The organism is Streptomyces africanus, from assembly GCF_002150735.1.
Classification (GTDB): domain Bacteria; phylum Actinomycetota; class Actinomycetes; order Streptomycetales; family Streptomycetaceae; genus Streptomyces; species Streptomyces africanus.
On the sequence record NZ_MUKA01000169.1, the window covers coordinates 1 to 20019 of the forward strand.

A 20019-nucleotide genomic window follows, 5' to 3' on the forward strand; every position below is an offset into this window, starting at 1 on the left:
CGCGCATCCCCCCGGCGCGGCGCTGCTGCCCCGCCCCGAACCCCCTTCGGGGTGGGGCAGCTCCATCTACAACCGCCTTGCATACGCCAGGAGCCAACCATGATCCTTCCATGTAAGGGCCATGAAGCCCTCTACGACATAGTTCTCTTCGACGACAGCAACACCGCCGAACGCCAGCAAGCCACGCACCGCGCCGCCGCCCTCTGCGCCACCTGCCCCATGCAGTGCGACCAGATGGTGACCGCCGGGAGTAAGCCTGCGCCGCTCGTGCTTCTGGAGGCCGACTGGACGCCTCCGGAACACAGGGTCGCTGCGGTTCCCTCGCGGCGTAAGGCCAGTGGTGGGCGGCGGCCGCGCAAGCCCCGCATCGGGGTGGATTTCGAGCATTTCCGCCGCGATCAGCGGATCGCTGTGTGGGCGCGTATGGCTGCTGAGAGGGATGACGCGGGGCTGCCGCTGTCTGCGATTGCGGTCGAGTTGTGCGTGAGCGTGGAGACCGCGGCCCGGTTGCTGGAGATGGGGCGGACGGTGAGGGCGGCGTGAGCCAGCACGAGGACAGGTGCCCGCACTGCCGGACCAAGCAGGCTGGGGACGACGTTGCCGCCGCCGAGCCCGAGCGCATCGAACTGCCCGAGGTGCCGACCGCGATCCGCGTGCACAACGAAGGCCTGCCGCCGTTCGACTGCACCCTCCACCCCGACGGCACCCTCACCGCCGTCATGGGCGGCGAGGTGCGCCGTAACTACATGACCTTCGCCGACATGCAGGAACGGAACTGGGCCGGCGCGCACGTCGAGTTCAATCCCAGCCTTCAATCCGCCAGAGAGGCCGAGCCCGAGCCGACCGCCGAGGTCGTTCAGGAAGCCCTCGTGTGACAGCCCGGGGCGCTCGAAACCGCCCCGGGCCTGTGCCCAGCATGCCAAATCACCCACCTCCAGGAGCCACAATGACCACCGATCGCATCCCCCTCGCCTACTCCGTTCACTACGCCGTACGCGGCCTGCCCGAGGTGCCGAACCTGTACGGGGCGGGCGTCATCGCACCTTGCGAGATCACGCTGACGTACCGGGCCGTACCCGACAGCCAGCTCGGCCGTTTGCACGCCTACGTGGCGGGCCGCTTGTGGATCGACGGGGCCGAGGTTCCGTCTCTGAGTGGCGGTCTGTACGGGCAGCACTACGACGACGGGTTGGGCGGCTGGCCGGAGTGGCTGGCCGAGGAAGCGCGGCTCCACGACCCAGAGCGCGTCGCTGTGGAGCCGCGTCTGGCTGGTGGCGAGTGAGTGTCCTGATTCCGCCCCTCCCGCACCCCGCAGGCCCCCAACCAGCAGCGCGCCCCTGTTCGCCCTCACATCAAGGAGCACCAGCCCGCATGACCATCACACCTGAAACCACCCCGGACGCCCCACCCACTCCCGAGCAGTTGCTCGTCGATCTGGGCGAGCTCCACACCCGCACCTGCGTCTCCCACCTGCCGAAGCACCCGGCCGCGATGGGCTGGCAGGCCACCGCGGGGTCGATGGCGGCCGGCTTCGCCCGCGCCCTGTACGCCCTCAACGAGGTCGCCCCCACCAAGGCGGCCGAGATCGCGGAGTGGTTCCAGGGGCCGTTCGCGGACGGGCCGGACCCGGAGGAGCACACCGACTGGCTGGAGCGGCACGTGGCCCGCGGGCCGGAGTTGCTGGAGCAGTGGGTCGAAGACGGCCGCCGCATGGCGCAGGAGGCGCTGAAGAACACGCAGGCGTGGGAGGAGAAGAACGGGAACGCACCGGCGGACGAGGATCGTCAGGACGTCCACACGTACTTCAGCTTGTCGTACGCGAACTACCTGGTTCTGCCCCGCACGCTGCTCCAGTCGATGCCGGACGCCTGGCAGGCCCGTTTCGTGGCCCTGGTGAACGAGCTGCACGACGCGTTCGAGCACGTGAAGCAGGCGCCCACCTACCAGGTGACAGCCGGGAAGACGATGCAGCTGGACGAGATGACCGAGTCGGAGTTGTCCGCGGCCGGGATCATCGTGGAGGGCGACGGTCCGGACGGTCCGGGGCCGGAAACCCGCTACCACCGGGGTTCGGACGGTGCCGAGCTGACCGGGCAGGACTACGGGTTCGTGCCGGGGAAGGATCCGGTGCCGCATTACGACCGTGGGCGTGCCCGTGTGGAGCCGCGCCTGGGTGGTGGCGTGTGACCGTCGCACCACAGTGGGTGGGCCCGTCGTCCTCGAGCGGCGGGCCCGCGCCGTCTCCGGACTGGGATGACGTCCTGGCCGACATCGGCGACCGCATCCGCGCCGAACGTCAGGCCCGAGGTTGGTCCCAGACCGAGCTCGGCCGCCGCGCCAGCATGGGATTGGCCACCGTGAAGCGATTGGAGAACGGTGAGACGTCCCTCCACGGCTTCGTCCGTGCCTGCGCCGCCCTCGAAGTCACTGCGGCCTATCTGTTCTCTGAACGGTGGCAGATGCCGGTCCCACGCCCTTCGTTGACGGCCCGGCAGGCGGAGGTGCTGGCGGCTGTGTCCGATGGGCGTCCGCTGTCTGTGGCTGCCCGGGGGCTGCGGATGACGCCGGAGGGGTTGGCGTCAGAGCTGTCGGGGCGGATCTACCGGCGGCTGGGGGTTGGGCACGTTCCCCGGTCCGAGCGGCGTGCAGCTGCTGTGCGGGTGGCTGTTCAGCACGGCCTGATCCATGCACCGAAACGGACATCTTAGACACCGCCACCGGCCGGTAAGACCGATCAACGCCCTGGAGGGCCCGTGCATCTCCTGATCCCCGCTGCCCTGGCCGCCGTGCTCGGCGTCGCATGGTGGCTCATCACCGGCAGCCGGCACCTGCCCTGGCCCGCCGTCGTCGGTCTGGCCCTGGCCGCTGGGGCGATAGCCCACCTGGTGGAGGGGGCGGTTCACCGTCTGCGTGTCCGCCGCGCCCGGCCCCAGCGCCGCACGCACGCCCGACCCCACCCCACCAGGAAGGCGGCCCCGTGACGATCCGCACCCCCTGCCCCGACTGCCAGGCCCTGGTGGCGATGAGCCCGCGGGGACTGCTGGCGCGGCACGGCCGGAAGGACGACCCGTGCCCGCGGTCGGGCCGGCCGGTGGGCCGGATCTGGCCGACCCGCCACAAGGGCCGCAAGGTACGCACCATCCCCGGACCCGACACCTGGAACCCCACCCAACTCGAAGGAGCAGCATGACCACGCCCAGCGAACCGGCACCGATTCGTAAGAGCAGCCTCCCGACCACCCCGCCAGCGGAATGGCAGTTCTCCACCGTCCTGGCCACCCGCCCCGATGGACTGCCTGGATGCTTTCTCCTCCCAGGAGACATGGGCGGTGGCGTCGTCCGTCGTCGCGTTCAGTACAGCGACTGGGAGCCGGTGCGACCGGACCACTGGGCGGAGGAGCCGCTCACGCTGAACGATGCGATCGCGCACTGGAACGAGTACGACGAGCAGCGGGACCAGGAGAAGAACGGTGAGGAGAGCCCAGGGCAGGAGTTGGCGGCTCTGCGCGCGGAGGTGGCGGCGGCCCGCACGTTCGCTGCGGAGATGCGGGACTTCTGCTCCCCGCACGGTGTCGCCACTGACTACGCGGACCGACTCATCGAGGCCATGGACCGGGCGAGGGCTGCGGGCCTGCCGAGCGGGGCCCGTGAGGTGCGGGTCGTGGTGCGGGCGCCGTCGGATGAGAACGCTGGCCAGTGGGCTCAGACGATCCGGGACCTGGTGCTCGCGGAGTACGGGGACAGCATGCGCCTCGAGGTCACCATCACGCCGGGAGGCCAGGCGTGAGCGCGGGTGGCTCGGCACTCCGGTGGGGGCAGGAGCGGCGTCGTGCGGCCCGTAGGGGCCCGTGGCGGTGGCTGCTGGCCCGGCTGGGCCTGAGTGCGTCGGCGCGCCGCGCGGACGCCCTCGCCGCCCGTACGGCGCTGGGGGCGGAGTGGGAGCAGTACACGGCGCGGATGCTTTCCCCGCTGGAGGCGGTCGGCTGGCGGGTGCTGCACGATCGGCGCTTACCAGGCCGCGGCACCGCCAACCTGGACCACGTCCTCGTCTCCCCGTGTGGCACCGCAGTGGTGGTGCTGGACACGAAACGCTGGGATCGCAGCCGTACGACGAGCCTGATCCGCGGCCGGGTGTGTGTTGGGGCCGAGGATCGGCACAGGCAGGTGGAGGCGGTGGCCCGCTATGCGGCCCGGGCCGCGGAGGCGATCGGCGTGCCGGGAGTGGTGGTGTGGCCGCTGCTGGTGGTGCACGGTTCGTGGGTCGCGGGTGGGCGTCTGGAGGCTCGTGCGGCGGCGTGGGATGGTCCGGTGTGGGTGCTGGGCCCGGACTTCCTGGTGCCGACGCTGGCGAAGGCGCCGGCTGGGAGGGATCCGGTGCGTGCCGGGCGGTTGGCGCGGCGTGTGGATGAGGTGCTGCGCCCGTATGCGGGGTAACGCTGTCAGAGGCCCGCTCTAGACTGAGGGGGATGGTTCTTCCCCTGGTACGGGAGAGGTCGTCGGACTGCGCAATCGGTGTCCTGTTGGAGCAGGGGACCGGGGCCCGTCATCTGGGAGTGATCCCAGGTGGCGGGTCCTTTTTTCATGCCCATAGGATCGAACGTATGAACGACATGCCGCCCGAGGAACGCCTGGCGAAGCTGCTCGTCTTGGAGGAGTGGCTGGAGTGGCAGCTGAACAACACTCGGGCCAGGCGGCGCACGGTCGAGGCGGAGGTGGAGCGGGGCCGGAAGGCGGCGCAGCGGGCATGGGAGGAGGCCCGATGGAAGCTCGAGCCGGCCCGCGACCGCAGGACGGTCCTGCACCGCGGCGGGTGCGGCATCTGGAAGGGCGACCACGGCTTCCTGACCCGGGAGGAGGCACTGCTGGCGTTGGAGGACGACAGTCTGGCCGTGGAGATGTGCTCGGTGTGCAACCCGGAGCCTGGGCTGCGGGGCTGAACATGCGACCGCCCCGCCAGGACGGGGGTGCCTGGCAGGGCGGAAGACTGGCGCTCGCCCGGCTGTACCGGACCTCCCCGGGTGCCGCGGTTTCCCAGCGGCAGACGAGCGAGCGCAGGGCCCGGTGTCGCGCGCCGACAGCCAGGGGCCGTCACACCGGGAGTCTCAGGATGGCACGGCCCACTGACAACGCCTACGCCGACGCGGGGTCCTGTGGCTGGGGTGCTCCCTGTGGGCGGTCCGACGGGTCGAAAGCCGTGCTCTGGTCAGGGGATCGGCGCAGCCAGCCATCCCGGGCCAGTTGCACCAGGGCGTGAGCGAGGAAGTTCCTTCCGTTCCCAGTCTCCGCCCATGAGTCGAGCATGGTGGCGCCGTTGGTGGCCGACTCCAGCGCATCAAGAGGGAGCCCCTTAGCGGCGGGCGGGATGAACCTCTGCTCGGGCATCAGGCTGTCGCCTCCTCGGAGTCCGCGAGCCGGGTAAGGCTCTTGCTTTGGTGCAGGGGGGTGGTGGCGATGTCGCCGGCGGCTTGCTGCTCGGACAGCAGGTAGTAGATCTTGCCGCCGTCGGTGGAGAACGCCTCACTGTTCCGCTTGTTCTGCCAGAGCGGGCTCTGCGTCATGCCTTCGGCGTGCCGGTCGATCCACTCGCCGGCGTCGTCGGTGAGGTCGGACAGGGGCTGGTAGCGCAGCAGCTTGTCCAGGTAGAGGGCGGCGAAGTGGGCGCTGCCGCCGGAGTGGCCCATGTCGGCGAAGGCTTGGACGACGCGGCAGAGGCCGCGGATGGTGTCGGGGTCTTCGCCGATGATGCGGAGTTCGCGGCGGGCGTGGGCGACGAGGTTGGACTCTGTTTTGCGGGGCGTTGGGGGCATGGCTCTACGGTCCCGCGGATCCGGCGCCGTGTTCCCTCGGGCATGCGGAGGCCCGGCAGGGCGCTGGGGGCGCGTCTGCCGGGCCGTCTGGGGTGGGGGCTGGTCTAGCCCCAGGTGGTGTCCTGCGGGGTGATGGTGACCCCTGTGGTGTCCTCGACGGTGCCCGTGACGTCCTGCGGGGTGGTGCCCCAGGTGGTGTCGTCTGCGGTGGCGTGGGATCCCCAGGTGGTGTCCGGGGGGACGGCGGGAAGGCCGGTGGCGAGGATGGTGCCGGTGGCGGCTGCTGCGGTGATGCCGAGGCCGGCGACGAAGAGTCGGATGCGCTTGGTCATGGCGCTGGGTCCCTTCAGTTGTGGTGGTGGTGTGAAGAGTAACGGGGCGCCTTCCCGGTTTTCTCGTGACCGATCCTGCTGCGAACCCCTACTGCTTGTAGGCGAGTTCCTGGCAGTGGACGCCTATAGCTGTTGGGGAGGATGCGGTGTACGAGCGCCGGGGGACGCCCCGCACTCACGGTGCCGTACGCTCGATTCATCCATCAACGACTTCCTGGCTGCACCTTCATGCAGTGCGTCAACGCGCAGCGGGACGGTCGGTTTTCATCCGAGGGGTCATCTTTGGCCAGCGATAATGCGATAGGTGACAGCGCGTTGCTTTCTGCGAATGCTGAAGTGGCTTTTGGGTTGATTTCGTCGGGCAGGGATGTGCCCGATCATCTCCAGGAAGCGGTCACGGAACTGGTTGAGGCCGGATTTGTGGTGCACAGCACCGACGGCAAAAACCGACCAGTAGTTCTCGACCCGCACGTGATCACGCAGCGGCACATCGAGAAGATGCTGGAAGAGAACGAGGACCGCATCAGGAAGATGCGTGAGCTGCCGGCGTTGGCGGACCGGATGGCGGAGGAGTACCAGCGGGGCCTGTGGCGGTCGTCTGGGGGCTCGGAGTACATCGAGGACAAGGCGATCGTGAATGCCCGCCTGGACGATGTGGTGGGTTCGGCGGAGTTCGAGATCCTGTCGGCGCAGCCGGGTGGGCCGAGGGACCGGGAGCAGCTGGAACGTTCCCTCGCGCGGGACACCGCGGCGTTGGAGCGTGGGGTGGCCAAGCGCACTCTCTACAGGGCGGTGGCTCGTGACAACACCTGCACGGCGGAGTATGTGCGGGCGATGACGGGGCGGGAGACGGGGAAGCGGCCCGAGTACCGGACGCTGCCCTCGCCGTTCGAGCGGGCCATCATCGTCGACCAGCGGGTGGCTTTCATCTCCAACCACTACCTGCCGAATGCGCCGGATCATTCGGCGTGGCTGGTGACGGACAAGGCGATGGTCGCCTATATCGCCGCTGAGTTCGATGCCCGCTGGAGGTCTGCGGATCCGTGGCATGGGGAGCTGAGGGGCCGGGTGCAGAGCGTGGATACGGTGACGGGCGTGGAGGGGGTGCGTACGACGCGCCGTCAGCGTGAGGTCGTCAGGGGGTTGGTGGCCGGCCTGGATCAGCGGGGTATTGCAACCGAGCTGGGGGTGTCGGTGCGTACTGTGGCGGACGAGATCAACGATCTGAAGGATTTGTTCGACGCGAAGTCGCCGGCGGAGTTGGCGTACAAGTGGTCGTTCTCGAGTGACCGGCTGGTGGACGACTCTGCTCCGGAGGCCGGGTTAAGGGCGTCGGTCCGGCCGGCGGCCTAGTCGTCGTCGAACGCGAGTTGGTGCGGTTCGTGGTGCTGGGGCGGGTGCTGACCGAAGAGGTCCTCGGGGATGGCCTCCTGGCCGTCTAACGGGCGTGGGGTGGGCTGCCGGTGCAGCGCCTCGAGGGCCTCGATGCGGCGCAGGAGCTCCCGTCTGGACGGCACCCTGCGCCTCACACGTCCTCCAGGTCCTGGCCGCTGCCGCGGTCAATGCGGCCCACGCGGACGGCGGGTGAGCGGGGTGGGGGGCGGGTCGTTGCGGTGCTTCCACGCGTGCCAGCCCTGCCGCGGGTGGGCGATGAGCCAGGCGAGGTTCTCGGCGGACAGAAGTGTCCAGACGGCGGCGTAACGCAGGCCGGTGGGGCGTCGGCCGTAGTGCTGCCAGTTCGCCCAGTCGAGGGCCCGGTGGGCGGGGCGGAGACGGCCGAGGGCGTAGCCGGTGGCGAGCATGCCCAGGGCCGCGGCCGTAGCGGTCAGGGGGCTCACTCGGTGGGCTCCTTCGGCTGGTCGGTGATGGGGGCGAGGAGGGCTCGCATCTCCCGTACGTACTTGATGCGGTGCTCGTTCCACCGGTGCCGGGTCGCGACCTCCTGGAGCGCCTCGTCGTCGAAGCCGATGAGGACGGCCCACAGGTAGGCGTCGTGCCGGTCGTTGGTCCAGTCCCGCTGGTAGTGGGAGGCCGCGGTCCGCATCATGTTGCAGGCGGACACGACGGCGCGGGAGACGCCACCCAGGGTGTTCCGGTGCCAGTCCCAGCCCTTGTACATGGCCTGCGCCGCTTCGCGGGTCTCCGCACGGTCGGCCTCGGTGTCCTCCAGCAGCTCGTACAGCTCCGCCAGGCTGGTCTCGGTGTGCTCGTCGAGGGGGAGCCGGCCGGGCGTCTCAGCGAGCGTGACGGGCGCGGTGAGGGTTCCTGCGGCGAGGAGGAGGTGTTCCTCCCACAGGGGGCGCAGGAGGCCGCCGTAGGTCTGGGGGCGGGACATCCACTCGCAGGCGCAGGCGACCATCCACCGGCCGTTGGGAAGGTCCACGGTGCGGGGCAGGTGAGCGGTGACGATGGCGACGTGGTCGGGACAGATGGACCCGGGCGAGGGCCCACGAGTGACCTGATGCCATCCGTCACCGGACCAGGAAGGGCGTTCGGGCTCCCGCCCGTTCATGCGGGCCATCATGTCGAACTCGCGGGTGCAGCCCGGGTAGAGGCAGTGGCGGAGGGACGGCTGGTTGCGGAACGCGGTCGCGTCGGCGATGAGGTCGGCCAACTGCTCCTCGGTGAGCGTGGCCAGGGTCGGCTGGTGGGTCACGGGCTGGTCCTCTCGCAGGTGGGGTGCCGGTGCGCTGCGGTGCCGATGGCGTGCGGGTAGTCGTAGACGGCCGGCTGCGGCTTCCACGTCTCCCCGTGCGCTCCGCACGTCTTGCAGCGCCAGCGTTCGCCGCCGTCGACCTGCTCGAGGTCGAACCGGTCGTAGAAGGCGTCCAGCTCGGCTTTGCGTTCCTGGTAGATGGTGGTGCGCCGCTTGTAGTCCTCGTAGACGTTGCCCCGGTGGCGGGGGTTGTCGATGTTCTCGTTCCAGCCGGGCTGGTAGTCGGGGTGGGTGCGCCAGAGGCGAGCGAGGCCGCGCATGGTGGTGCAGGGGACACCGGCGCTGGCGGTGCAGGTGACGCAGGCGGCGTGGGAGCGGCCGCGGGCGTCGATCCAGATGTTGTGTTCGTTGGCGATGAGGTAGAGGGAGTCGATGCGGCCCAGTTCGGCGTCCTGGGTGGGGCCGGGTGGCATGGCCTCGGCGGTGGTCTGGGCTTTGGCGAGGCGGGCGTAGACGAAGTCCTCGCAGCGGAACTCCCACCGCCAGGCCGGGTCGTCGGGGCCGCTCATGCGGTGGTCCTCTCGAGGTTGATCTGCCGCTGCACGGCGGCCAGGACGTCTTCTTTCGGGGTCCAGAAGCCGAGGGCGCCGGTGGCGGGCACGGGCTCGGCGAGGTGCTGCACGTCGGTGATCTGCCAGTGCCACACCTCCGGCTGGACGCGGGTCGGTACCTGACCCCAGGGCCGGCAGCACCAGTGGACGTCGCCGTCCGCCAGGTGGAACCCGCCGAACCGGATCACGGCGATGATCGCGCTGCGGGTATCCGGCCAGGTGTGGGTGCGGGCGCCGGTGAGCTGAGCGAGGTCGACGGCGGTAATGCCGGAGGCGTGGGGTTCCTTCCCGGCGTGGAGGAGGACGGGTACACCGATGTACTTCACGGGCAGCGGCTTGCTGCGGTTCTCGATCGGCTTCGCCTGATAAGCGATGGCGTCTGCATATGGCTGGCGGACGGTGAGGGCCTTCACGGGCGGGTTCCTTCGGCGTTGGCGAGCTCCAGCAGGACGTCGACGTGGCACGGCAGGTCGGGAGGGCACCAGCACATGAGGTCGCGGCCGCGCAGTTCGACGCGCGCCCGGGTGGCGAATCCGACGGTGAGTTCGGCGTACTCCCGGTACAGGCCGACGGCCATCACGTGGGCGGCGTGCTGGTTGTTGGTGTTCACGGTCCAGTCGGGTCGGCCTGAGCCTTCTCCGGCCCAGTTGACTGCCCAGCCGGTGCGGGTCTGGGCGACGACCCACGGGTTGCCCCAGCGGGTGCCGCGGCCTACGTAGCGGGCCCCGGCGGGGGCTTTCCAGCCGCGGGTGCGCTTGCGCTGGACTCGCTGCGGCATCACGCCTCCCGGCTGTCGATGTCGGAGATCCACGCCTGGATGACCGCGGCGCACTGCACGAGCTCGGCTCGCAGCGCCTTCGGGTCGGACTCGGCAGCGGCCTCCAGGAACTCCTCGTTGAGGATGTGGAACCAGGTGAGATGACCGGTGTCGGCCAGCTCGTCGCACATCTTGCGGGCGGAGTCGGCTTCTCGGCGGCGTTCTGCGGCCCTCTCGGGGAGGATGCCGCCGGTGCCGTCGGGGTGGTGCTGGTCGCCCCACTTGGCGAGTTGCCGCTGCCGTTCGGTGTCGACTTCGATCATGTGCTGGGTGAGGCCGGGGGTGGTGGGGAGTTCGCTGCCCATGTAGGCGGCGACCTTCACGGTGAGGGAGGCGACGAGGTCGGCGGCGCCTTCGGGGGTGCCGAGGTTGATGGGGGTGTCGCGGACGGTTTCGGCGATGGTGCGGGCGAGCGGGGCGAGGGGCTTGAGGTCGGGGTCGGTGGTGGTGCTGGTCATTCATTTCTCCGGGTTGTTGTGGTGGGTGGGAGTTATGCGCACTTGTCGAACTGGCGGTCTTCCACGGCCTGCTGTGCGGCTTTGCGGGCCCGGTGGGGCCGGAGGGTGCCTCGTATGGCCGCGTACACGGCTACGACGCCGAGGGCGGCTATCCCGCCGGCGGCGGCCACGTAGGCGGTGGTGGTCCACGCGTCGACGAACTGGGTCAAGGTCAGGCCCCGCAGTCGTGGTCGTCGGGGGCGAAGGGCTGTCCGTCCTGGTCGTGGAGGACGAGGCCGTCGTCCTCGTCGTACCAGCCGTCTCCGGTGGCGCCACAGGCGCCGCACTCCCACCGGCCGGCCAGGCTGATCCCGGCGAATCCTCCGCTGCTGCTCACTTGGTGTCGCCTCCCTGCGCTCGGTCCTGCTGGTCCGGGCCGGGGATCACCGCATGCTGGCTGATCACGAAGTCGCTGGTCTCCGGCAAGTCGTCCTTCGGCCCGTAGAACTCGTGGATCAGCCACTGGGTGCCGCCGGGCACGGCGAACAGCTCGAAGCGGACGCTGTCGATGAGCGGCTTCTTCCGCTCCTCGATCTCGCAGTAGCCGAACGCGCCTTGGAGGCTGGCGTGGTATCCGTGGACGCGGCGAACAGCGCCGTCGCGGATCTCGGACACGCGGTAGACGTGCTGAGGCGCAGCGGCGGGCGCGTGCTTGCGGGCCAGGGCGGTGAGCCAGTCCGGCCAGTCGTCGTCGTGCCGATACAGCTGGTCGACGGGGGCGTCGGTCTGCTCGCCGTCTTCGCGGATCCAGGATCCGTGCAGGTGGGCGTTGGTGCGGTCGGCGAGGTAGTAGAAGACGACGCGTTCGGGCCGGATCTGGCCGCTGCCGTACTTGTTCTTCACGTCGGGCTGGCCGGTGAGGGCGAGTTCGATGGAGTGGGAGAGGGGTGTGGCGGCGGGTTCGGCCATAGGAGGCTCCCGGTCGTTTGGGGGCGTGGTTGGTGAGTCTGCCGCCGTTCGTGGCGGGTGTTCCCCCGGCGTGTGTGCGGGGGCGGGTAGACCTGTCCACCGTACTCCGCATTGCATGGCATTGCAATGCGTTGCGAGGGTTGGGGTAGGCATGAAGGAACCCCCGGTCGTCAGGACCCGGGGGCTTCTCCCAGCCTTCCCCTCGCCGGTATGGGGCGGGTCATGGGGGCGCTTCGGTCGGCCTCACAGGGGGCACACCAAAGCCTGCCACGCGGCTCTGACAGCCCGCAGGGGCCGCGTCTGGGGCTGGTGGGGGATCCTGGGGCGTTGCACCGCTGTTGAGCGCCCGTGCGCCCCCACAGGCACCCTCCCGACGTCAGCCCGGCCAGCGCACGGTCGAATGTATGGGGGCTACCGGGGAAGCGTGTGTGGGGCGTGGCGACGGAACGGACTGCCCGAACGGGGAAGTCCTCGACGCGGCGGCCGTGGGGGTGGGTGGGCCGCGGTGCGAGGAGTGCCGGCACCACTACGAGCTGGACAACACCGAGCCGTCACGCCGGGCGGTGGAGGACGGCGGGCTGACCCGGCCGATGGGCGACCCGGGCGAAGCCGGCCACGGCAGCGCGGCGTAGAGACGCAGGAAGGCCCCGCCTGCCGCGGAGCGACGAAACGGAGCCTGGTCGGCTATCCGGTCACGCGTCCTGCGATTCCCCTTCGCCGCGCTCCTCGACGTCCTGCTGTACGGGGTGCGCCGGATGGAAAAGCCTCACGCTGAACTCGGCGTCTTGTGTGGGGAACCACGTTCCGCCGGTTTCCAGCTCATCCACCACTGCGGGCACGATGGAACCGTTCTGGTGGACCAGCCAGGTGACGACTCGTTCCGTCCACGACTCGCAGGTCTCTCTCCGGGTGACTTCGATGAGCCAGCCGTCTCCCGGTGATGCTGCAACGACGGGGCCGTTGGGTGAGTGGAGCACGCTGTATGCGTGGTAGCCGACTGGTTCGGTGTCCGTGATCGTCATGCGCTGACAACGGTCAGCTGAACGGCCAGGACACGCGGCAGGCCTCGGTGTCGGGGAGCAGCCGGGGCCTGCCTGGTCGGTGGACGACTAGCTGGCCAGGTCCTTCTCGTTGCCCACGTGCTTGGCGCGCGGCACACCGGAGTACTTCGCGGACCGGCCGGCGGGCGCCTGACGCATCGACCGCTCCGTGGCCGCACGTGCTTCTTCTGACGCGTCGACGACATCCACGTCAGTCCAGTAGAAGTCCAGCATCGTCCGCAGCGTTGTGGGGTCCTGATTCGGCCCGCAGGGCACGGTCAGCCGGTCGAGGAGCTGCCACAGCTCGTAGTCTTCCTGCTGAGCGATCGTCCCCGCCTTGGCATGCGCAGCCTGATGCCGTTGCACGGCGACGGACAACTGTCGCAGCGCCTCGCGGGCCGCCTGGGCGCCCTGCTGGGTCGTCGCCCGGTGGTTGTGGACCCGCTGTAGCTTGCCCAGTTCGGAGATGGCGGCCTGGATCATCTGGTGGAAGCCTGCGGTGCCGCGCCGCCACCTCTCGTATTCGGGGCGACTGGTGAACCACTCCTGCTTGCCGGCTTCGCCGCGGGCCCGGCATTCCTGCTCGAAGGCTTCGCGTTCGGTCTTGCGGCGGCGGAGTGTGGCGGCGGTGCGCTGGTGGACGTTGTTCAGGGCGGTGCGGGTCTGCTCGATGTGCTGAGGGCTGGTCAGGAGCGCCCAGGTGTCGGGGTCTCGGTGCTTGGGGTGGGCGTGGGCGACGGCGAGCTGTTCGTAGTTGTGGTCGTCGAGGGTGGTGAGGTCGGGTGCGTCCACTACTGGCCTCCAAGCCGGTGTTGGGCGGTCTGCGTCTTATCGTGCGGTACGGCACTGACATTGATCCCCGGAATACGGCGAAGCCCGGCCGCCATGGGGGCGCGGCCGGGCGGGTGGTGCGCTACCTCCTTCCGAGGAGTAGGAGCGGGGCCAGATCTGCAACCGTTCGTAGGAGTTCGAGGAGGGTCGTGGTCTGTTCGTTGTTCAGGCTGCCGATGACGGCCGCTGCGGCGAGCAGCAGCACTGCCCACGAGGTGGGGTCGGTAGGGAATCGGTCGTTGTAGGGGCGGGATGTAGTCACGAGGGTCCTTGTCGGGGACAGGTGTTGGGGTCGGTGGGCAGTGTTGCGGCAGGCCGAACGACCTTCGTGACTTGTTCTGGGGGTACCAAGGCTTAGCCGGGTCCCCGCTACTTGGACGGTGGAGGGGGCCCGGCGCCCGGGTGGTCCCCACCGTACTCGACATTGCATGGCAATGCAATGCGTTCAGTGGGTTGGGTTGGCTAGCTCAGGTCCTCCGCCATGTCCACGAACCGCGAGTAGTGCAGCTGGTTCGCCACCGTGATCGTGGCCGTCGGCCCGTTACGGTGCTTGTCGACGATCAGATCCACCTCGCCAGACCGCGGGGACTCCGGCTCGTAAGCGTCGTCGCGGTACAGCAGCAGCACGATGTCGGCGTCCTGCTCGAGCGACCCGGACTCGCGCAGGTCCGACTTGATCGGCCGCTTGTCGGCGCGCATCTCCGGCCCGCGGTTCAGCTGCGCCAGCGCCACGATCGGCAGTTCCAGTTCCTTGGCAAGTAGCTTCAGGCTGCGGGAGATCTCCGACACTTCCCGTTCCCGGCTCTCGGCCGGTCGGCCGCCGAGCCGCACCAGTTGCAGGTAGTCGATGATGACCAGCCCCAGCTCGGGGTGCTTGTTTTTCAGCCGCCGGATCTTCGCCTGGATCGCTCCGAGGGTGTCGCCGGCCTCGGTGACGTACAGCGGTGCGGCGGTGATGTCGGGCAGTCGGCGGGCGATGCGGGCCCAGTCGTCGTCGGTGACGTTCCCGGAGCGCAGGTGGTGCAGGCCGACCCTGGCCTCGGCGGACAGCAGCCGCATGTTGAGCTCGTTGATGCCCATCTCCAGGGAGATGAACGCGGACGGCACCTGGTGCTTGATGGAGCAGGCCCGCGCGAAGTCCATGGCCAGCGTGGACTTGCCCATGCCGGGCCGTGCGGCGAGGACGATGAGCTGGCCGGGCTGGAAGCCGCTGGTGAGGGAGTCCAGGTCGGTGAAGCCGGTGGCCAGCCCGGTCAGGCCGGTGCCGGTCTTGGCGGCTTCCACGGCGGCGAGGGTGCTGGCCATGGTGGAGCCGGGGGTGACGAAGTCGCCGTCGTCGTCGGTCCCGTGGGCGATGGCAGAGATCTCGGCCGCTGCGTTCGACAGGAGCTCGTCCAGGGCCTGCTGGCCGGCGTGGCTGGCCTGGGTGATGCGTACCCCGGCCTCGCCGAGGCGGCGGCGTACGGCGCACTCGTGGACGATCTCAGCGTGGTAGGCGCCGGATGCGGCGGTGGGAACGGACTGGATGAGCTGGGCGATGGCGGTGGGCCCGCCGATCCGCTCCAGCTCGCCCAGGCGCCGCAGCTCGGCGCACAGCAGCTGGGGGTGGGTCTGCTCGCCGCGGCCGCGCATCTCGACGATGACGCGGTGCAGCGTGGCGTGCGCGGGCAGCAGGTAGTCCTCAGGCCAGACGGCGTTCTGGCAGTCGATGGTGGCCTGCTCGTCCAGGATCATGCTGCCGAGCGTGATCCGTTCGGACTCGATGTCCTGCGGCGGACGGCGGCCCGTGAACGGGTCGTCGTAGATCTCGGGGGCGTGGTCGTCGGGGGTGCTGGTGGTCTGGCGTGGCAGTACGCTCAAGGGGTCCTCGCTCTGGTGAGGGACGGCGCCCGGGCCCGGCCAAGGTTCACCGGGCGCCGTCGTGCGTTCAGGGGCAGGGCTTGTTCATCTGCTCGAGCAGCTCGGTCAGGCTGCGCTTGGTGGGCGTCCGCTCCTCCCGCAGAACATCGACGCCAGTGGGGGCCGCGGACTGCGGGCGCGCGCGGCGGGCTACGGCGTCGTACAGCGCCAAGTCGGCGATCCGCTTGGGTAGCACCTGAGAGAACCGGCTGATGCCCTCCGGATTCTTCGTCAGATCCCGCTCCAGCAGCCTGCGGTCGATGTCGCTCAACGCCTGGATGGAAGGCCATCCCTGCTCCGCCATCACGCGCAGCAGCAGAGGCGTGCACTTGCGGGCGGTGGCCCGGCCGGCGTTCCACGGCTGCTGCATCGTCTGCAAGAACCGCTCGGCCGCCTGAATCTCCTCCGAAGAGAACTCGACCTCCTCCTCCCCCTGTGACGGCACCTCACTGCTGCTGCTTGTGAGGGGGTAGGGGGAGGAGGTATCCACCTCCTCCGGGGGGTGTGGGGGGTGAACGACGGAACCGGGAATTTCCCCGTTTCGGCTCTGACCTGCGTGAACACCGTCAGGCATCGAAGGGGATTCCCCGAACTCGGGGATTTCCCGATTCCGGCCATGACCAGGCGAAACGGGGTTTTCCCCGACTTCCCTCGCATCCGCACGGCCCGAAACAGGGTTTTCCCCGACTTCGCCCGTGACCTGCGCCCCCGCGCCCGATCGCAGGTACTCCGGGTTGTTCGCCGGGTTCCGGTACGCCCAGTACCGCCACTGCGGTCGCTTTGTCTTCGCGTCGTACACCGACTCCCGGTTCAGGTGACCAGCCTTCATCAGCCTCTTGGCGATCACCTCGAACCGGTCGACGCTCATCTTCCAGCCGAGGGCCCGCATGCCGGCCGCCAGTTCCTTGGCGGAGGCCAGATCTCCCGTCGAGAGCAGCAGGAGGTACACGAGCACGCCCAGGTCTTCGGGTTGAAGGCCCTTGGTCTCAGCGACGGCGCGCCCGACAACGACCTCTTCCGGCGCCTCTGCGGCCCGCCCGAAGACGGATCCGCTGAACTCGCCGTTCACCGCGCCGCCTCCGTCGAGCGGAGGATCATGGAGGGGCTACTTGCCGACAGGCTCACTAGTACGGCTACCCTGAGCACGGGTACCTGCTTTCACGAGAGCGGACTCATTGCCAGCGGACGGGAATCCGCTGGTCCTGCTTCGACGGCCTGGTGGGGGAGTTGCGACTCCTGCCTGGCCGTCCTGCGTTTCCGGGCCGTGGCTGCGATCACGGCTGGTCGGAGACGCTTCCAATACACCGACCGTAGTCGGATCTCTGCTGAGCGTTTCCTCAGCTCACCGGCGGCTTCGGATCGGGTGGCTTGGGCTTGTTGCCGATCCCGCCGCGGCGCGGTCCTTCCTTGAACATCTCCAGAAAGGCGCCGGTCTCCATGGTCCTGACCGGGCCGACCATGACGTACGGGAGCTGGTCTTCCCGGTCGCCGAATCGCCACCAGGGAGGGTTCTTTCGGGCGTGGTACCTGAGACCCTCGGCCGTGATGCTGTCGACCAGTCCCAACTTCACAAGCAGCTCGGCGCCGGTTGTGAACGTGACGAAGGGGGGCAGGGCGTCGTTCATCGGCCGATACCAACCGGCCTAATCTCGGGTTGGACGCAAGAATGTGGCAGGCTTCTCATGTGCAGGTCCTTCTTTCGCGAGGGGGGCTCTGTGTGGCCGCGCGTATTCGCAGTACGCCGGCGTGGAAACGGTCGGCCGGGGCGACCCGGTCCGGCCGTTTCTGCTGCTCAGGGCGGTGATCGCACCTCGTCCACCTCTCCTCTCACGCCGCGAGGGCGTTGATCGCTTCCACGGTCTCAGCGGCCGTGGAGTTCCCCGCATACCGGGGAGCAGAGAGCATCCCCGCCACCCGATCCATGCGCTTTACAATCCACGAAATCTGGTCCTCTACAGGCAACGACAGCACCGGCCGCAAGGCGTCGGCCGCGCCCTCGACGTCGTCCAGCTGCACCCGGGCCGTGGCGAGGTAGATGTGCGCCAGGCGCTCATCGTCCAGCGACCGTTCGGCCGCCGGCCCGGACTGCCACAGGCCGATCGCCTCGAGAGCCTCACGCTGCGCCCGCTCGGCGTCGTGCCCACCCTGCAACCAGATCAAGCTGGATCCCGCGTAGTACGACTGCTTGGCCCTCGAGAACCCGAACAGCCCACCGAGTGAGTCGGGACGGCGGATCCGCTCCCGAGCCTTCTCGGCACCGTCCAGCGCGCCGTTCGCCGCCCGAGAGTCGCCGAGATTCGCCAGACACTGGGCCTCACCACAGCGCAACCGAGCCTCCCCGGTGCCCTGCCCGTGACCCACCCACTGGTAGCCGTCCCGCACGTACTCCAGCGCGCGCCCGTAGTCGCCCTGGAAGCGAGCGATCAGGGATTTCGTGCCGGCCACCCACGCGGCCAGCTCCGCATCCCCCGCGAACTCGGCACACCGGCCAGCCGCGGTCGCGTGTGCCAGGGCCTCGTCCGCGTCGCCCATGTCGAGCAGTGCGTACGACAGCACCCCGGACAGACGCCCGGCCGCGACGTACAGGTCGGAACGGTCCTGCGGCCGGTGATGCCCCGAGCGCAAACGCTCGAACGCTTCACCGCGCAGGACGTGGGCCCGGTCCATCATCGGACCCGGGGGAGAAGCGAGGTAGTCGACCGCCGTAGCGGACACGCCCTCCTGGAGCTCGGAGATGTCCAGATCCGCCAGCGCCGTCAGGTCCCGCGACATCGCGAGCGCAGCCGCACGGATACGGTGCGCGGCCGCGGCTTCCCGACGCTCTCTGTCCTCCTCGTGCCACTGCTTGACCAGGGCGCCGTTCGCGCCGGTCGCCTCATCAGCGGCCTCGGCCACGGGCAGCGGCGTCGGCCGCCGGCCAGTCTCGAAGCTGTGCAGCGACGTCCGGTCATAGTTGACCCGCTGCGCCAGGTCCGTGAGGGACATATGGGCAGCCAGTCGCCACTCTCGGAGCATTTCCGGGAAGGTCGTCATGCCTGGAGTCTTCCTCCTCTCTCGTCTGGTCGGGAGGGCTGAGCGCCCTGTTCGCGGGGTTTGTCTGTTGTCAATTCGGGGCCGGGCTGATTGACAACAGCAGCTTCAACTCCGGGAGTCGCGGCCGGTGCTGTCGTGGAGTCAGCAACTGATCCACGCCTTCCGGAGTGACTGCCGTGACCTCACGCCTTGTCGTCGCCTTCCGCTCGCCGGCGCTCCTCGCGCTTGGCGAAGTGGACGCCGTGCTGCGGGTCGCGAGCTTCGAAGTACGCCTCCACCGGCTCCCAAGGGAGGAAGTAGTAGCGGCCGACCTTCTGCCACTGCTCCTTCGGGATCGGGAAGTCGGGATCCTTGTGCGCGAGCTGCTGGACCCGTTGCTTGCTGAGATGAACGCGTCTCGCGATCTCGGCGAGCGTCACCATCTCTGGCGGCCTCCCTTCCTCGGTCTTCTTCGGTACGTCCCTATCTTGCCCCATGATGTTGACCCAAGTCTATATCAGTGGTCTACTGGACATACAGCACGACCCCGACCCAGCTTTCGCCGGACCGGGGTCGCGTGTCCGGAGCGGTGTTGGAGCACCGCAAAGGACTTGGAACCGCCCTACCTGCGCTATCAGGAGGCAGAACCGTCATGAAGCTTCTCATGGCAAGCCCGTCCGGGGCAGCACACCCCGTCGACAACGTCACCGAGGTCACCACCCCCGCCCGCACCGTTCTGGAGCGGTTCCCGGCCGGGTCCCCGCGCGGTAGCTGGCCGGCGGAGGAGTTCGCCGCGGCCCGCCGCAACGAGGGTCTGCCCGCCGAGGTCGTCATGGACCTCGCCGACGACGCGTTCCTCGTCGTCATCCCGGGCGGTGACGCGTGATGGACGACCGCACTCAGCGCGCGATCGCGCACCTCTTCGAGGCCCTGATGCTCCTCGCCTGCGTCCGCGACCCGGGCGACACCAGCAGCGTCCCCATCCACATCGGCCCCGCCAACGCCGGCCACACGGTGCACGTCACCGCGAAGACCGCCGAAGCCATCGCCGACGCCGTCGACTCGATGAACGACTGCCTCGGCAGCGAGACCGTTGAGGACGACAAGCTGCGCGCCGCCGTTGAGCAGGCCCAGCCCGCCATCGACGCACTCCTCCAGAACGACGAAGCCAGCGTCGACAGGCGCCTCGCGGACCTGAAGGCACGGGCGCAGGACGGCAACGGCGAGGTCATCCCGTCGGGGGAGTTCTCCGCCGCGGCGGTCGCCCAGTGCTACCCGGACCTGTACGCCAACGTCACCGACGCGTTCGACGAGCTCGACCCGATCGACATCACCGACAAGGTCATCCGTGACCGGCAGGCCGACCTCCCCGACGTCGCCCAGCTCCTGGACGAACTGTTCGGTGACATCCCCTACCCGTACGCCGACGAGGACGTCCCGCTGCCGCACGACCAGGCGCAGATGGACTCCCTCACCGCCGAGGTCGAGAACCACCTGAAGGACGGCGGCGAGTGATGGCCGGCCCCCTGCACGGCAGCGACCTGGACGACGTCCTCGACACCCTCGCCGAGATCGGCGACGAAGACCTCGACGAGATCGCCGCCCGCCT

Annotated in this window: 33 protein-coding genes; 14 read left to right on the forward strand and 19 right to left on the reverse strand. The window is 69.2% G+C overall.

The genetic code is table 11. The annotated features are described in order from the left end of the window. Positions 1–99: 99 nt before the first annotated feature. The 10 genes from CCL05_RS20920 (at position 100) to CCL05_RS20960 (ending at position 4936) form a co-directional block, all read left to right on the forward strand. Positions 100–543, forward strand: a complete 444-nt coding sequence (locus CCL05_RS20920; RefSeq protein WP_086562014.1) for a hypothetical protein — start codon at positions 100–102, stop codon at positions 541–543. Then, on the forward strand, positions 540–875 hold the full coding sequence (locus CCL05_RS20925; protein WP_086562015.1) for a hypothetical protein: 336 nt from the start codon (positions 540–542) through the stop codon (positions 873–875). The genes CCL05_RS20920 and CCL05_RS20925 overlap by 4 nt, the downstream gene beginning before the upstream one ends. 71 nt (positions 876–946) lie before the next feature. Continuing rightward, the gene (locus CCL05_RS20930; protein ID WP_086562016.1) at positions 947–1282 is read left to right on the forward strand and encodes a hypothetical protein; all 336 of its coding nucleotides are present in this window, start codon (positions 947–949) and stop codon (positions 1280–1282) included. A gap of 89 nt (positions 1283–1371) precedes the next feature. Then, positions 1372–2187, forward strand: a complete 816-nt coding sequence (locus CCL05_RS44825) for a hypothetical protein (RefSeq protein WP_158102468.1) — start codon at positions 1372–1374, stop codon at positions 2185–2187. Positions 2188–2204: 17 nt separating this feature from the next. Then, positions 2205–2708, forward strand: a complete 504-nt coding sequence (locus CCL05_RS47520; RefSeq protein WP_425275932.1) for a helix-turn-helix domain-containing protein — start codon at positions 2205–2207, stop codon at positions 2706–2708. Positions 2709–2753: 45 nt separating this feature from the next. Then, positions 2754–2981 (forward strand): hypothetical protein, encoded by a 228-nt coding sequence (locus tag CCL05_RS20940; RefSeq protein WP_086562017.1) that lies wholly within the window; start codon positions 2754–2756, stop codon positions 2979–2981. Continuing rightward, on the forward strand, positions 2978–3190 hold the full coding sequence (locus CCL05_RS20945; RefSeq protein ID WP_086562018.1) for a hypothetical protein: 213 nt from the start codon (positions 2978–2980) through the stop codon (positions 3188–3190). The genes CCL05_RS20940 and CCL05_RS20945 overlap by 4 nt, the downstream gene beginning before the upstream one ends. A gap of 131 nt (positions 3191–3321) precedes the next feature. Then, entirely contained in the window at positions 3322–3786 is a 465-nt protein-coding gene (locus CCL05_RS20950; RefSeq protein WP_086562019.1) for a hypothetical protein, read from the forward strand. After that, complete coding sequence (locus tag CCL05_RS20955) at positions 3783–4433, forward strand: nuclease-related domain-containing protein (RefSeq protein ID WP_086562020.1); 651 nt, start codon at positions 3783–3785, stop codon at positions 4431–4433. Before CCL05_RS20950 ends, CCL05_RS20955 begins: the two co-directional genes overlap by 4 nt. Positions 4434–4600: 167 nt before the next feature. Continuing rightward, positions 4601–4936 (forward strand): DUF6233 domain-containing protein, encoded by a 336-nt coding sequence (locus CCL05_RS20960; protein ID WP_086562021.1) that lies wholly within the window; start codon positions 4601–4603, stop codon positions 4934–4936. Positions 4937–5380: 444 nt separating this feature from the next. Here CCL05_RS20960 and CCL05_RS20970 read toward each other — a convergent pair whose 3' ends face one another. Together CCL05_RS20970 and CCL05_RS20975 are read right to left on the reverse strand one after the other, a co-directional pair. Next, the gene (locus CCL05_RS20970; RefSeq protein WP_086562023.1) at positions 5381–5806 is read right to left on the reverse strand and encodes a hypothetical protein; all 426 of its coding nucleotides are present in this window, start codon (positions 5804–5806) and stop codon (positions 5381–5383) included. Between the two features lie 104 nt (positions 5807–5910). After that, the gene (locus CCL05_RS20975) at positions 5911–6138 is read right to left on the reverse strand and encodes a hypothetical protein (RefSeq protein ID WP_086562024.1); all 228 of its coding nucleotides are present in this window, start codon (positions 6136–6138) and stop codon (positions 5911–5913) included. 282 nt (positions 6139–6420) lie between these two features. Here CCL05_RS20975 and CCL05_RS20980 point away from each other — a divergent pair, with 282 nt between their 5' ends. Further along, a complete protein-coding gene (locus CCL05_RS20980; RefSeq protein WP_143589922.1) occupies positions 6421–7491 on the forward strand; it encodes a response regulator transcription factor in 1071 nt (356 codons plus the stop codon). Here CCL05_RS20980 and CCL05_RS20985 read toward each other — a convergent pair. The 10 genes from CCL05_RS20985 to CCL05_RS21020 are packed head-to-tail and all read right to left on the reverse strand — an operon-like array spanning position 7488 to position 11628. Further along, positions 7488–7667, reverse strand: coding sequence for a hypothetical protein (locus CCL05_RS20985; protein ID WP_086562026.1), 180 nt, complete (start codon positions 7665–7667; stop codon positions 7488–7490). The two genes, CCL05_RS20980 and CCL05_RS20985, sit on opposite strands and share 4 nt — an antisense overlap. Before the next feature lie 30 nt (positions 7668–7697). Continuing rightward, positions 7698–7976 (reverse strand): hypothetical protein, encoded by a 279-nt coding sequence (locus tag CCL05_RS20990; protein ID WP_086562027.1) that lies wholly within the window; start codon positions 7974–7976, stop codon positions 7698–7700. Continuing rightward, entirely contained in the window at positions 7973–8794 is an 822-nt protein-coding gene (locus tag CCL05_RS20995) for a hypothetical protein (RefSeq protein WP_086562028.1), read from the reverse strand. The genes CCL05_RS20990 and CCL05_RS20995 overlap by 4 nt, the downstream gene beginning before the upstream one ends. After that, a complete protein-coding gene (locus CCL05_RS21000) occupies positions 8791–9363 on the reverse strand; it encodes a hypothetical protein (RefSeq protein ID WP_086562029.1) in 573 nt (190 codons plus the stop codon). Before CCL05_RS21000 ends, CCL05_RS20995 begins: the two co-directional genes overlap by 4 nt. Next, a complete protein-coding gene (locus CCL05_RS21005) occupies positions 9360–9818 on the reverse strand; it encodes an ASCH domain-containing protein (protein ID WP_086562030.1) in 459 nt (152 codons plus the stop codon). The genes CCL05_RS21000 and CCL05_RS21005 overlap by 4 nt, the downstream gene beginning before the upstream one ends. Next, the gene (locus tag CCL05_RS21010) at positions 9815–10183 is read right to left on the reverse strand and encodes a DUF4326 domain-containing protein (RefSeq protein ID WP_208641584.1); all 369 of its coding nucleotides are present in this window, start codon (positions 10181–10183) and stop codon (positions 9815–9817) included. The genes CCL05_RS21005 and CCL05_RS21010 overlap by 4 nt, the downstream gene beginning before the upstream one ends. Next, on the reverse strand, positions 10183–10680 hold the full coding sequence (locus CCL05_RS21015) for a hypothetical protein (RefSeq protein WP_086562032.1): 498 nt from the start codon (positions 10678–10680) through the stop codon (positions 10183–10185). Before CCL05_RS21015 ends, CCL05_RS21010 begins: the two co-directional genes overlap by 1 nt. A gap of 32 nt (positions 10681–10712) precedes the next feature. Continuing rightward, positions 10713–10889 (reverse strand): hypothetical protein, encoded by a 177-nt coding sequence (locus tag CCL05_RS44835; protein WP_158102470.1) that lies wholly within the window; start codon positions 10887–10889, stop codon positions 10713–10715. Between the two features lie 2 nt (positions 10890–10891). After that, complete coding sequence (locus CCL05_RS44840) at positions 10892–11056, reverse strand: hypothetical protein (protein ID WP_158102471.1); 165 nt, start codon at positions 11054–11056, stop codon at positions 10892–10894. Further along, positions 11053–11628, reverse strand: coding sequence for a hypothetical protein (locus CCL05_RS21020; RefSeq protein ID WP_086562033.1), 576 nt, complete (start codon positions 11626–11628; stop codon positions 11053–11055). The genes CCL05_RS44840 and CCL05_RS21020 overlap by 4 nt, the downstream gene beginning before the upstream one ends. A gap of 428 nt (positions 11629–12056) precedes the next feature. On the opposite strand from CCL05_RS21020, the gene CCL05_RS21025 reads away from it, so the two are divergent. Further along, positions 12057–12260, forward strand: a complete 204-nt coding sequence (locus tag CCL05_RS21025) for a hypothetical protein (protein WP_244204340.1) — start codon at positions 12057–12059, stop codon at positions 12258–12260. Between the two features lie 60 nt (positions 12261–12320). Here CCL05_RS21025 and CCL05_RS21030 read toward each other — a convergent pair whose 3' ends face one another. The 7 genes from CCL05_RS21030 to CCL05_RS45625 all read right to left on the reverse strand — a co-directional run bounded on the left by CCL05_RS21030 (position 12321) and on the right by CCL05_RS45625 (position 18853). After that, a complete protein-coding gene (locus tag CCL05_RS21030; RefSeq protein WP_086562035.1) occupies positions 12321–12650 on the reverse strand; it encodes a hypothetical protein in 330 nt (109 codons plus the stop codon). 87 nt (positions 12651–12737) lie between these two features. Next, on the reverse strand, positions 12738–13460 hold the full coding sequence (locus tag CCL05_RS44845) for a hypothetical protein (protein ID WP_086562036.1): 723 nt from the start codon (positions 13458–13460) through the stop codon (positions 12738–12740). Between the two features lie 501 nt (positions 13461–13961). Beyond that, entirely contained in the window at positions 13962–15359 is a 1398-nt protein-coding gene (dnaB, locus tag CCL05_RS21040; protein WP_086562037.1) for a replicative DNA helicase, read from the reverse strand. 67 nt (positions 15360–15426) lie between these two features. Continuing rightward, positions 15427–16467: a hypothetical protein gene (locus CCL05_RS21045; RefSeq protein ID WP_086562038.1), complete on the reverse strand. Its 1041-nt coding sequence runs from the start codon at positions 16465–16467 to the stop codon at positions 15427–15429. 268 nt (positions 16468–16735) lie between these two features. Beyond that, on the reverse strand, positions 16736–17023 hold the full coding sequence (locus CCL05_RS21050; protein ID WP_086562039.1) for a hypothetical protein: 288 nt from the start codon (positions 17021–17023) through the stop codon (positions 16736–16738). A 202-nt stretch (positions 17024–17225) separates the two neighbouring features. Beyond that, on the reverse strand, positions 17226–18431 hold the full coding sequence (locus tag CCL05_RS21055) for a helix-turn-helix domain-containing protein (protein WP_086562040.1): 1206 nt from the start codon (positions 18429–18431) through the stop codon (positions 17226–17228). 182 nt (positions 18432–18613) lie between these two features. Then, positions 18614–18853: a hypothetical protein gene (locus tag CCL05_RS45625; RefSeq protein ID WP_086562041.1), complete on the reverse strand. Its 240-nt coding sequence runs from the start codon at positions 18851–18853 to the stop codon at positions 18614–18616. Between the two features lie 209 nt (positions 18854–19062). Between CCL05_RS45625 and CCL05_RS44030 the strand changes: the two genes are divergently transcribed. Both CCL05_RS44030 and CCL05_RS21070 read left to right on the forward strand, forming a co-directional pair. Beyond that, positions 19063–19296, forward strand: coding sequence for a hypothetical protein (locus CCL05_RS44030; protein WP_107400491.1), 234 nt, complete (start codon positions 19063–19065; stop codon positions 19294–19296). Continuing rightward, on the forward strand, positions 19296–19925 hold the full coding sequence (locus tag CCL05_RS21070) for a hypothetical protein (protein ID WP_086562042.1): 630 nt from the start codon (positions 19296–19298) through the stop codon (positions 19923–19925). The genes CCL05_RS44030 and CCL05_RS21070 overlap by 1 nt, the downstream gene beginning before the upstream one ends. Positions 19926–20019: the final 94 nt, after the last annotated feature.

Excerpts from the sequence above, each read along its gene's own strand:
- CCL05_RS20970 (WP_086562023.1), bottom strand. The coding sequence starts at position 5,806 with ATGCCCCCAACGCCCCGCAAAACAGAGTCCAACCTCGTCGCCCACGCC.
- CCL05_RS44825 (WP_158102468.1), top strand. The coding sequence starts at position 1,372 with ATGACCATCACACCTGAAACCACCCCGGACGCCCCACCCACTCCCGAG.
- CCL05_RS45625 (WP_086562041.1), bottom strand. The coding sequence starts at position 18,853 with ATGGTGACGCTCGCCGAGATCGCGAGACGCGTTCATCTCAGCAAGCAA.
- CCL05_RS21000 (WP_086562029.1), bottom strand. The coding sequence starts at position 9,363 with ATGAGCGGCCCCGACGACCCGGCCTGGCGGTGGGAGTTCCGCTGCGAG.
- CCL05_RS20960 (WP_086562021.1), top strand. The coding sequence starts at position 4,601 with ATGAACGACATGCCGCCCGAGGAACGCCTGGCGAAGCTGCTCGTCTTG.
- CCL05_RS21030 (WP_086562035.1), bottom strand. The coding sequence starts at position 12,650 with ATGACGATCACGGACACCGAACCAGTCGGCTACCACGCATACAGCGTG.
- CCL05_RS44030 (WP_107400491.1), top strand. The coding sequence starts at position 19,063 with ATGAAGCTTCTCATGGCAAGCCCGTCCGGGGCAGCACACCCCGTCGAC.
- CCL05_RS21055 (WP_086562040.1), bottom strand. The coding sequence starts at position 18,431 with ATGACGACCTTCCCGGAAATGCTCCGAGAGTGGCGACTGGCTGCCCAT.
- CCL05_RS20950 (WP_086562019.1), top strand. The coding sequence starts at position 3,322 with ATGGGCGGTGGCGTCGTCCGTCGTCGCGTTCAGTACAGCGACTGGGAG.
- CCL05_RS20920 (WP_086562014.1), top strand. The coding sequence starts at position 100 with ATGATCCTTCCATGTAAGGGCCATGAAGCCCTCTACGACATAGTTCTC.
- CCL05_RS20930 (WP_086562016.1), top strand. The coding sequence starts at position 947 with ATGACCACCGATCGCATCCCCCTCGCCTACTCCGTTCACTACGCCGTA.
- CCL05_RS21020 (WP_086562033.1), bottom strand. The coding sequence starts at position 11,628 with ATGGCCGAACCCGCCGCCACACCCCTCTCCCACTCCATCGAACTCGCC.
- CCL05_RS21070 (WP_086562042.1), top strand. The coding sequence starts at position 19,296 with ATGGACGACCGCACTCAGCGCGCGATCGCGCACCTCTTCGAGGCCCTG.
- CCL05_RS21015 (WP_086562032.1), bottom strand. The coding sequence starts at position 10,680 with ATGACCAGCACCACCACCGACCCCGACCTCAAGCCCCTCGCCCCGCTC.
- CCL05_RS21050 (WP_086562039.1), bottom strand. The coding sequence starts at position 17,023 with ATGAACGACGCCCTGCCCCCCTTCGTCACGTTCACAACCGGCGCCGAG.
- CCL05_RS20975 (WP_086562024.1), bottom strand. The coding sequence starts at position 6,138 with ATGACCAAGCGCATCCGACTCTTCGTCGCCGGCCTCGGCATCACCGCA.
- CCL05_RS21010 (WP_208641584.1), bottom strand. The coding sequence starts at position 10,183 with ATGCCGCAGCGAGTCCAGCGCAAGCGCACCCGCGGCTGGAAAGCCCCC.